Origin of the sequence: Paenibacillus jilunlii (genome assembly GCF_900102965.1) — a bacterium.
Taxonomy (GTDB): domain Bacteria; phylum Bacillota; class Bacilli; order Paenibacillales; family Paenibacillaceae; genus Paenibacillus_AQ; species Paenibacillus_AQ jilunlii.
The window spans coordinates 1-8,663 of record NZ_FNGM01000012.1 but is presented as its reverse complement, the minus strand read 5'-3'; the positions used below and the strand labels follow the sequence as shown (position 1 = coordinate 8,663).

General features: G+C 52.9%; 8 protein-coding genes. 4 read left to right on the top strand and 4 right to left on the bottom strand.

What is annotated here, in order from left to right; genetic code table 11:
- Positions 1–46 precede the first annotated feature (46 nt).
- On the bottom strand, positions 47–1,006 hold the full coding sequence (locus BLQ82_RS19560; RefSeq protein WP_062518927.1) for a DMT family transporter: 960 nt from the start codon (positions 1,004–1,006) through the stop codon (positions 47–49).
- Between the two features lie 190 nt (positions 1,007–1,196).
- Here BLQ82_RS19560 and BLQ82_RS19555 point away from each other — a divergent pair, with 190 nt between their 5' ends.
- From BLQ82_RS19555 to BLQ82_RS19540, 4 genes are all read left to right on the top strand, one after another.
- Positions 1,197–2,615 (top strand): aminotransferase-like domain-containing protein, encoded by a 1,419-nt coding sequence (locus BLQ82_RS19555; RefSeq protein WP_062518929.1) that lies wholly within the window; start codon positions 1,197–1,199, stop codon positions 2,613–2,615.
- Between the two features lie 136 nt (positions 2,616–2,751).
- Positions 2,752–3,498 (top strand): YqcI/YcgG family protein, encoded by a 747-nt coding sequence (locus BLQ82_RS19550; RefSeq protein ID WP_062518931.1) that lies wholly within the window; start codon positions 2,752–2,754, stop codon positions 3,496–3,498.
- Positions 3,499–3,595: 97 nt separating this feature from the next.
- A complete protein-coding gene (locus tag BLQ82_RS19545; protein ID WP_062518933.1) occupies positions 3,596–4,864 on the top strand; it encodes an alkaline phosphatase in 1,269 nt (422 codons plus the stop codon).
- Between the two features lie 226 nt (positions 4,865–5,090).
- Entirely contained in the window at positions 5,091–5,642 is a 552-nt protein-coding gene (locus BLQ82_RS19540; protein ID WP_062518935.1) for a hypothetical protein, read from the top strand.
- A gap of 126 nt (positions 5,643–5,768) precedes the next feature.
- On the opposite strand, the gene BLQ82_RS19535 is transcribed toward BLQ82_RS19540, so the two are convergent.
- Genes BLQ82_RS19535 through BLQ82_RS19525 form a run of 3 tightly spaced genes read right to left on the bottom strand, consistent with a single transcriptional unit; the run spans position 5,769 to position 8,138 of the window.
- Positions 5,769–7,178 (bottom strand): nucleoside recognition domain-containing protein, encoded by a 1,410-nt coding sequence (locus BLQ82_RS19535; RefSeq protein ID WP_062518937.1) that lies wholly within the window; start codon positions 7,176–7,178, stop codon positions 5,769–5,771.
- Complete coding sequence (locus tag BLQ82_RS19530) at positions 7,156–7,887, bottom strand: FeoB small GTPase domain-containing protein (RefSeq protein WP_062518939.1); 732 nt, start codon at positions 7,885–7,887, stop codon at positions 7,156–7,158. The genes BLQ82_RS19535 and BLQ82_RS19530 overlap by 23 nt, the downstream gene beginning before the upstream one ends.
- Positions 7,884–8,138 (bottom strand): FeoA family protein, encoded by a 255-nt coding sequence (locus BLQ82_RS19525; RefSeq protein ID WP_062518941.1) that lies wholly within the window; start codon positions 8,136–8,138, stop codon positions 7,884–7,886. Before BLQ82_RS19525 ends, BLQ82_RS19530 begins: the two co-directional genes overlap by 4 nt.
- Between the last annotated feature and the right edge of the window lie 525 nt (positions 8,139–8,663).

The following is an 8,663-nucleotide window of genomic DNA, read 5'->3' as shown; positions in this document are numbered from 1 at the left end:
GCCGAGCCCAGCCGCCCCGCCACGGCCTTGCGCCGAGCCACTACTTTTACAGAATCTGCTTCTGCGGGTAAGCTTCCGCTGCCGGCGACTGCATCACCGGTGCGTTCTGCTTCGGTTTGAACAGCAGCTGCTTCAGTGCGCCTGCATTTACAAGCACGGTGCCGGTGATGATGGTGAACACGCCGAGCAGAGTGATCCAGGTTACAGCCTCCCCGTAGAACAGGAAGCCTACGCCAACCGCAATCGGCGGGGAGATGTACAGCCACGTAGAAGGAAAGACAGGATTGGTTTTTGCAACCAGCCAGTAGAACAGCGTGTGCCCGACCATGGAGCCGACTACTGTCAGGTAGAGCAGGGAACCGGCTGTCTGGAACGACAGCAGAAATCCGGGATGCACGTTTTCCGTGAACAGGGACAGAAGGAACAGCAGCGCGCCGCCGTACATCATCTGTGCTGCATTCAGGGCAACAGGTGATTCGCCGGAGAAGGTGCGGGTTACTTTTTTGGAATAGATCGCCCCCGCCGCATAACATACTTCTCCGATCAGCACTACAGCGCAGCCGATGATCCACAGGGGAGAAACATCAATTGCCAGGCTTGGCAGCACAAGCAGCAGTACGCCGGTGAAGCCGATGATGCAGCCGATCAGCGAATAGGAGGGTGCTTTTTGCCGGAGAAATGCGGTCTGCATCAGCAGAATCATCATTGGACCGGTAGCCGACAGCACCGCGGCAAGCCCTGAGGAGACATATTGCTCGGCCCAGTAGAGCGCGGAAAAGGTTCCAAAGGTCAGCGCAGCGCCGGTGAACAGCATTTCTTTGCGCAGGAGCAGGCGGAAGCTGGCTTTGCCTTTACAGGCCATAAAGAGAAAGAGTACAGCACCCGCAACGAAAAAGCGCAGACCCGCCGAGAAGAATGGAGGCGTTCCGGCGTCTACGCCGATTTTAATAGCCAGGAAGGTTGTGCCAAAGATCAGACAGACGAGCGAGTAAGCGAGCATAATCATGTTTCAGTTCCCCTTTGTGGTGGTAGTGTGGCAGTTGGCTAAAGGTTTTGGTTAATCATATCCGAAGCGGAACAGAACAGATTGCAGATGACAGAACAGATGGGGAGTGAAATATTGTACAATAGGGCAAAGAGAAGTTAGTTGATGTGGCTGTTCGGCAGGTCATTATGGAGAGGGGCGGCAAATTATAATGAAAAAAGCAGCAGGTGCAGAACAGAGCCATCCTCTGTTCCGCCAGGTATACCAGTATATGCACAACCGTATGGAGCGCGGGGAGTGGAAGGCGCATGACAAGCTGCCGTCCATCCGGCTGCTGGCTGAGGAACTGGAGGTTCACAGGCTTACGGTGTTCAAGGCTTACAGGGAGTTGACTGAAGACGGCAGAGTGTATGTAAAAGATAAATCTGGTTATTACGTGTCTCCGGCCAGCAGCCCGGCGGGGGAGTCTGCGGAAGGGGACGGAGCAGCAATATCCTCCTACATGCTGGCGAATCCCATGTCCGACATTCAACGGATGCCGGTCAGCTACCAGTTCTCACAGGCGCTCATAGATCCGGGACTGCTGCCCAACCTGTTCCTGTCCGACTATGTCAAAAAAGTGTTCGACCTCTATCCGAAAGTTATGGGGACATACTCTTCCGTCCAGGGAGATGAGGAACTGCGCGGGACCCTTAGCCGCCATTTCCGGGAGCAGCACCGGCTGCAGCTGCCGCCGCGCGAGCTGCTGATAACCTCGGGCGCTCAGCAGGCGATCAATCTGATCGCGGGCATTGTGCTGGGGCCGATGGATACGGTACTGGTCGAGCGGCCGACGTACAGTGTGGCTATGGATATTTTCCGGCGTCTGGGAGCACGGCTGATGCCGGTGGAAATTACTCCGGAGGGTTATGATCTGCAGCAGGTCGAGGAGCTGATGCGCAGGCACCGGCCACGGATGTTCTACATGAACCCGACGCATCACAATCCTACCGGGTTCACCGTTCCGGCGCGGCAGCGCAAGCTCATGGTTGAGCTGGCAGAGCGCTATCGCTGTCTGCTCGTGGAGGATGATCCGTTCCGCGACATGTTTTTTGGGGAGGAGCCGCCGCCCCCGTTTTTTGCCTATGATACGGAAGGCTGGGTAATCTACATCAGCAGCTTCAGCAAATATGTGGCTCCGGGCCTGCGGATCTGCGCCGTGGGGTGCCGCTACCCGTTCATGGAGCAGCTGATTACCGCCAAATCGCTGGCGGATAACGGTACGCCGATTTTGAACCAGAAAATCTTTCTGCACTACTATACCTCGCCGCGCCTGCAGCAGCATCTCGGGAAGCTGCGGATCGCGCTACAGGTGCATAAGGAGATCGTGGAGGAGGAGCTGGCTGCCACCGGGTGGGAATGGACGCCCCCGCAGGGCGGGCTGAATCTCTGGGTGAAGCTGCCGGAGCCGATTTCTGTGTCTGCGCTGTTTGCGCGCGCTATGGAGCAGTCCATCTCTTTTGTCCCGGGTGAAATTTTTGATCCGCTGGGGGAGATGAAGTCCTGGCTGCGCCTCAGCTACTCCTTCGCCAGCGAAGGGGTGCTGCGCGAAGGAGTACGCCGTCTGGCGGCGCTTGCGCGGGAGCTGTAAAGAGGGGGCAATGTGCACGGGGGAGTTCCGGGACTACGGCTGATTCATGGACGGACCCTATCCTGTAGTGAAAGCTGCTTGGACAGTCACCTTTTTGCCTCTAAGCGATATGCTGTAGGTAAAAGGAGGGCTGATCATGGCGCTTTTGCTTCAATATACGGAGATCATGAATGAAGGGCTTCCTCTGGAAGTGTGGAAGAAGGAGGCCTGCCGCCTGTTTGCTTCCAGGATGAATGACCGGAAAGTCCGGTTTCCCTGCATTCCAGCCACACAAGCATTCACGCTGGGCCATTTCCGTTATGGTTTTGCACCTAATCCTTGGCACGAATCAGCAGGGCGGAAGCTGGCGGAGATTATTGCTGAGTATGGTAAATGTTCGCGTTCTTTTGGTGATTACTCATCGCTGATTGTCTTTTTTGAAGCGGAGGAGAAGGGTAGAGACGTCTTGGAATATGAAGCGGTATTCTGGGACTTATTAAGCCAGGTAAGCCGTACGGATAGTACGCCATGGCCGGGGGACATTCCGGAAGATCCCGAACAGGCGCTGTGGGAGTTCTGTTATGAAGACGAGCGGTATTTTGTCTATTGCGGCACCCCGGCACATACAGCCCGGCAGAGCCGGAGTTTCCCTTATTTTATGCTGGCTTTCACACCCCGCTGGGTATTGAACCGGTGGAATGCACATCCTCAAAAAGCAGCTGCGGCTGCTCCCCAAATCCGCGCCCGCCTGGCCGCTTACGACACAGCCCCTGCCCATCCGGAATTGAAGCCGTACGGATCGGAGGGGAATCTTGAATACAAGCAGTATTATCTGCGGGATGACGATACTTCACCGGCTCGATGCCCATTCCATCGGGCAGTTGATTTTACGAACACTGAATAGTTTTTGTGTTGTTTTACATGAATCGGATATTCGCCAAATATCCCCTTAACATATTTGCTCTAGTATGAGGGAGTAATTAACCTTAAGGAGGGTATATATGAATTCTCAGAAAAAGAATAGATTCAAGACGGCTTTGACTGTAACTGCGGCTGGGGCGCTTTTGGCTACAAGTGTAGTGGCCACACAGCCTGCCAAACCGGCAGAGGCGGCTTCCGCAAAAACGAAAAATGTCATTCTTTTTGTCGGGGACGGTATGGGAACAGCAGCACGCAATGCCATCCGTCTGGCGACTGTAGGCGAAAAAGGCAAGCTGGCCATGGATGATATGCCCTATGCGGGTCTGGTACATACGAGCTCTACAGTACCGGTTACAGATTCAGCAGCATCCGCCACGGCTTATGCCAGCGGAGTGAAGACATATAATGGCGCCATCGGCATGGATGCCAACAAAAAATCGGTTAAAACGATCGCGGAATACGCCAAAGAAGCCGGCAAATCCACTGGCGTGGTAACTACCAGCCAGATTACAGATGCTACGGGCGCAGCTTTTGGCGCACATGTGGAAGACCGCTCCAAGCAAAGCGATATTGCACTGCAGCTCCTGACCAAGAGCAAGGTGGACGTTCTGCTCGGCGGCGGTGAGGATTTCTGGTATCCGGCCGGCGAAGCAGGCAAGTTCCCGGATGCCCCGGCAGAAGATCCTTCGGAGAAAAGCAAAGGAACCCAGGGCAATCTGGTCACCAAAGCGAAGCAGCTGGGTTACAGCTATGTGTCGACCAAAGACGGCCTGAAGCAGGCCAAAGGCGGCAAGCTGCTCGGACTGTTCGCCAACGAGGAAATGTTCCAGCAGAATGAGGAAGGCAAAGGGGATATTTATAATCCTGTAGTCTCCCTGCCGGAAATGACTAAGAAGGCCATCGACACCCTGTCCGCCAACCAAAAAGGCTTTTTCCTGATGGTGGAGGAAGAAGGCACGGATGAGTTTGCCCACGAAAATAATGCCAAAATGACGATCAAATCCGGCCAGGCTCTGGATGCATCTGTGCAGGTAGCCAAGGATTTTGCCAAAAAGAATCCGGATACGCTCGTGCTGGTGCTGGCTGACCATGAAACCGGGGGACTGTCCATCGAACCGGTAGATGCAGAGGACGAAACAGGAGACGGCATCTCCAAAGAAGACGGTCCGTTCGCGATCGCCAATTCCAAGGAAAGCTTTGTAGTCGACTGGACAACCTCCGGACATACAGCGGTGGATATTCCGGTTACAGCGATGGGCAAGAACGCCCAGCTCTTTACGGGAGTCTTTGAGAACACTGCCGTGTTCGATAAGCTGATGCAGGCGTATGGTTTTAATGCAAAAAAATAATACGGCAAAAGGAACCGTCCTTTTGTTGCAATAAACTGGCTGGCCGGATTATCCGGCTGGCTTATTCTTGTTGTGGATTATATGCTCTATTGTCTGGCAAACATCCGCTGTGGTCTGTGTTCCGTTTATTTACATTTTCTTAGTAACATTTGTAACTGACGATCCGGCCCGGAAATTGGTACATATAGTATGTAAGCGTTTTTATTAATCGACTGGGGGAATGGTTGTGAAAAAAGTAACAAAATTATTATTGGCAGCTGGCATCTCGCTGGCTGTAGTCGGCGTAGGCAGCAGCGGCGTTCTGAGCAATATATCTTCAGCTGCCAGCGCACCGCTTAAGGTTGGACGGGTCGAAGCAGCCGCTCATGGCACGAAATGCTTCACTGTGGCAGTTGCCGTAGTCCAGAATGGCGTTATCGTTGCCGCTTCGCTGGATGACTATCAATTCCTGGGTTCGGATGTGGCAACGGGAGTGCCTAACTCTGACAAGGATTTCGGACAGAATTACAAAGATCCTGCAATGGTTCTGGCTTCGAAGAAAGCCAATGCCAAATACTATAGCGAACATATGAAAGAAGAAGCCAAATCCACGGTTTCCTATGACAAGAACATGGCTGCTATTGAGAAATTTGCAACAGGCAAAACGATCAAATCGCTTGAAGCTACACTGGCTGCAAAGAGCAAAGAACAGATGGTTGACGCTGTCAGCGGAGCCACTCTGGTAGATACCCAAGGCTACCTGAAAGCTATTTTGGCTGCTGCCAAGGCTGCGAAATAAGCTTCTTCTAGAATAAGGCAAAGGCAAAAACTCCTCCACGGTTTAGGCTGTGAAGGAGTTTTTTTGTTCTGTACTTATCTGGTTTTTTGGGAGTGGCCGTTTTCCGGCCGGATCACAAGACTGGCATCACACCCAGCCGAACAACCGGGCTGCCTGGGCAACGGCAAAGGTTACAGCAATGGCAATCCCGAGCGGAATGACGGCTGAGAGCACCGCCCACTTCATACTGCGCGTTTCTTTGTAAATATTGATTAGCGTGGTGCCGCATGGATAGTGGAGCAGGGAGAACAGCATCATATTCAGCGCGGTCAGCCAGGTCCAGCCATGACTCAGGAAAATATCCTTAATGCCGCCAAGTCCATCGATATCCACCATTGCGCCGGAGGACATATAGCCCATGAGCAGGATCGGCAGCACGATTTCATTGGCAGGGAGCCCCAGAATAAAGGCCATAATAATGAAGCCGTCCAGCCCAAGCAAATTCGCAAAGGGATCAAAAAAAGCAGCCATATGGTTGAGTACGCTGTCTCCTCCGACCATCACATTGCCCAGTATCCAGGTGAGAATCCCGGCAGGCGCAGCGACCACGATTGCCCGGGTCAGCACGTTCAGGGATTTTTCTTTGGAGGAGATCAGTATGGTTTTCCAAATCTGCGGACGGCGGTATGGCGGAAGCTCCAGCGTGTAGTGTGTTGGCACTCCGCGCAGCGCGGTCTTGGACATCACCCAGGAGACAGTCAAGGTGACGATGATGCCGATCAGGACAATGCCCATCAGCACCAGGGCTGTCGATAAAGTGCGCAGCGCGCCCGCTGCGGCCCCGCCGACCATGAACAAGGACGAGAGCAGAATCAGCGTAGGCCAGCGCCCGTTGCAGGGTACGAAGTTATTGGTTAGAATGGCCAGCATCCGTTCACGGGGCGATTCGATAATGCGGGTGGAGAGAATGGCGGCGGCATTGCAGCCGAAGCCCATTGACATGGTCAGGGCCTGCTTGCCGTGGCCGCCGGATTTTTTGAACAACCGGTCCATGTTAAAGGCCACGCGCGGCAGATAGCCGAAATTCTCCAGCAGCGCAAACACCGGGAAAAAAATCATCATGGGCGGCAGCATGACACTGATGACCCAGGAGGTTCCGCGGTACAGCCCCAGCACGAGTACGCCATGCAGCCAGGCCGGTGCGTTCACAGCCTCAAAACCTGAAGTCAGATAGCCTTCAATCCAGCCAAAGAAAGAAGCGAGCCAGCCCGAAGGATAATTGGCGCCCGCAATGGTAATCCAGAACACGAGGCCGAGGCCGGCGAGCATAATGGGGAAACCCCAGATTTTGGAGGTGACGATACTGTCCAGTTTATAGGTGCTGGCGAGTTTCTTCTGGTCCTTGTAGGTGACGGCATCCCGGCAAATATCGGCCGAAACCCCGTAAATTCCACTGACAATTTCATCCCGAATTCCACCTTTGTCAGCCAGCTTCTTCGCTGCCGAGAGCAGGGAATCCATGGCGTCCGTTCCTTTAATGACATGCGGTGACTCCATGGCCCACAACCTCCTTTGTTCCGATAATATTTTTGCGTCCCATGTGGGTCTTAAGCGAATGGAGCAGGCTGTCATCACCATCCAATAGACGCAGGGCAATCCAACGCGCCGGATATCTTGAGCCAACAATCTGTTCAACCATGGGGATAAGCTCGGCGATGCCCTGTTCAATTTCGTCGCTATAGCTGATGCGGAGCGGCTGCGCCGTAAAAGCACCGGTGGCCACACGCTCAATCTGATCCAGAAGAGCTTCAATGCCGATTTTGCCCCGGGCAGAAATAGCTGCAACCGGAACACCCAGCCGTTTTGAAATCGCCTTCAAGTTGATGTCGATGCCGAGTCTCCGGGCTTCATCGATCAGGTTGACACAGATCACGGCCCGTCCGGTAATCTCCAGCACCTGCAGGGCTAGGTTGAGGTTGCGCTCCAGCGAAGTCGCGTCGAGAACCACTAACGTCACATCGGGTTCCTCGAAGATAATGTAATCTCTGGCCGCCTCTTCGTCGGCGGAGTTGGAGTACAGCGAGTAGGTGCCAGGAAGATCAACTGCGCGGTAAGTATGCTTATTGTGGGTAAATTCGCCTTCGGCGGTAATGACAGTTTTGCCTGCCCAGTTGCCTGTGTGCTGACGCAGTCCTGTCAGAAGATTGAACAGCGTGCTTTTCCCCGTATTGGGGTTGCCGGCAAAAGCCACAGTATATTGATTCATTCGTCTCCACCTCCAATCAAAGTTCCGTAAATCAGTTCACTTTCTTCCCGCCGCAGTGCAATGGTTGTGTTGCTTACACGGAATGCCGTAGGGTCACCCAGCGGGCTGCGCCGCAGCACCTCTACAGCATTGCCAACGACAAATCCGAGATCGAGCAGCCTTCTCCGCAGCACGCCCTGCACTTCTATGCCGCTGATCACCAGCTTGCTGCCGTTTACTGCCTCAGATAATGGAATAACAGTTCCAGCCATAACATCCCCTACTTTCATATTTAGAATTAAGTATATAAGTATATATTGTGCACTAGGGATAGATTCTTGTAGTCTGCCACAATAGTAGTATACGTAAATAAATTTGTCTTGGCAACAAAAAAGTTTCCCTAGGGAAAAATAAATGAGAGATATTTATAAATGCGGGCTGCGCTGGTCATAGCACGGGAAAAGCGGGTTCCATCCAGCTGATAAATGCAGATAATAATGGTATATTTTGGTCGATTAATGATAGAGATGTTATTTTCATGTTGAGGATAAGGCTGAGAAGTGGAAAGATGATAAGGCTGAAAAGAGGAAAGATGAGGTTCGTTTGGCTGGTGAAACTGTGAGGGATTGGTGTAAATAGGGAGCGTGTCAGAAGTGAGCGTCTAAGTGAAATGAAAGGTAAAAGTACCTTCGAATTGGCCAGAAGTGGGCGACTGAGGGAAAGGAGAGGTAAAAGTACCTTTGAATTGGCTAAAAGTGGGCGAATGAGTGAAATGAGAGGTAAAAGTACCTTTGATT